The sequence below is a fragment of the Bacillus sp. AFS073361 genome (genome assembly GCF_002567005.1).
Lineage (GTDB): Bacteria > Bacillota > Bacilli > Bacillales > Cytobacillaceae > Neobacillus.
The window spans coordinates 1-1,691 of sequence record NZ_NUZU01000023.1 but is presented as its reverse complement, the minus strand read 5'-3'; the positions used below and the strand labels follow the sequence as shown (position 1 = coordinate 1,691).

1 protein-coding gene is annotated in these 1,691 nt (G+C 35.0%); it reads left to right on the top strand.

Going from position 1 to position 1,691, the window contains the following annotated elements:
• Positions 1-102 precede the first annotated feature (102 nt).
• Positions 103-1,575: an IS1182 family transposase gene (locus COJ96_RS12035; RefSeq protein WP_142332993.1), complete on the top strand. Its 1,473-nt coding sequence runs from the start codon at positions 103-105 to the stop codon at positions 1,573-1,575.
• Positions 1,576-1,691: the final 116 nt, after the last annotated feature.

The following is a 1,691-nucleotide window of genomic DNA, read 5'->3' as shown; positions in this document are numbered from 1 at the left end:
GAGGACACTGCAAAACACTTACATTTTTTACAAGAAACGCCCTTCGGGGCGTTTTTTTGTTAAAATAAAGATAAATTAATTACCTGTATTGGAGTTTATGTAATGTTACTTAATCATAATCAATCAAGCCTTTCCTTTCATTCAGAACTATATTCTTTTGTGCCAGCGGATCATATTTTAAGACGAGTTCATGAAGTGGTAGACTTTTCCTTTATTAATGATTTGGTTAAAGATTCGTATTGTGTATATTACGGTAGACCTGCTAATGAGCCTGAATTGTTGTTCCGTCTCCTTTTTCTTCAATTTCTGTACAATTTATCGGATGAAAGAGTGATTGAGGATTCGCAATACAATTTAGCATATAAGTGGTTCTTAGGATTAAATCCAGAGGATTCCTTGCCAGATTCTTCACAATTAAGCCGATTCCGTGTACATAGACTTGGAGCCAACCGTGTTGAAAGGGTTTTAGAGCATATTGTAAAACAATGTGTAGAAAATGGATTAATTCAGTCCAAGGCTCTGATAATTGATTCAACTCATACTCTAGCTAATGCAGCTAAGGATAAGCCGTTAGATGTTCTGAAAAAAGCAGCAAACCGTCTATTAAAAGGGTTGAAGAAACAGTATTCCAATCTTTATAAAATGATTCCCACATATCCAAAATTAGAGGGAACAGATAAAGAAAAAGCGATACAACTTTTGCAATATTTAGCTGAGCTAAAGGATCTACTAGAAGAAAAACTTCCTGATGCCGAAGGTAGCTTGCTCGATAAAATAAACATCGTAAAGCAAATTATTGAAGATGAGAGACTTTTATCTCATAAAGGGATTGCATCTGCCGTTGACCCTGATGCACGTTTTGGAAGAAAATCTAAGTCGAGAACTTTTTATGGATATAAAAACCACATAGCTATGACGGAAGAAGAAATTATCACAGCAATTCATGTAACCCCTGGAAATGAAGACGATGGAAAACAGCTACAAACCTTGGTGAACAAATCAACAGAACTACAAATATCGATTGATGAAGTACTTGCAGATACAGCATATTCTAGAAAGGACAATTTAACCTTTCTCCAATCAGAAGAGATAAAAGCTTCTATACCCTTAAGTCCAGCTGTGTATGGAACACGCGAAGAAGATAAATTTCAATATGACAAAGAAAATGATGAGGTTATATGCCCTGCCGGGCATATGAGTATTAGAAAAGCTAAAACTGGAAGAACAGGGACAGCTAATAATCCATGCCTTACCTTTTACTTTGATACTGACATTTGTAAACAATGTCCTTTAAGAGAAGGATGCTATAACAATACGAAAGAAAAAACATATTCTATTAGTATTAAATCTGAAGAGCATAAACAACAAATGGCTTATCTAGAATCTGATGAATATCTTCAAAGAAAAGGAGTTCGATCCATTATTGAGCATAAAAACGCTGAATTGAAGAATGCACACCGGATGACCAGGGCAAAATACCGTGGTCAATTTGGTATGCGAATACAGGCATTTTTAACTGCCTTTGTTGTAAATGTTAAAAGGATGATAAAGCTTAAGGATGCCTTTTCTCAGTAAAAGAAGGGGTGAAATCTCAATTTTATCGAAAAAAGCGCCTAGATTTATGTAAGACATAAATTTAGGCGCTTTTTTAATAATACAAAGAAGTTTTTTACCCTTATTGCAGTGGCCTC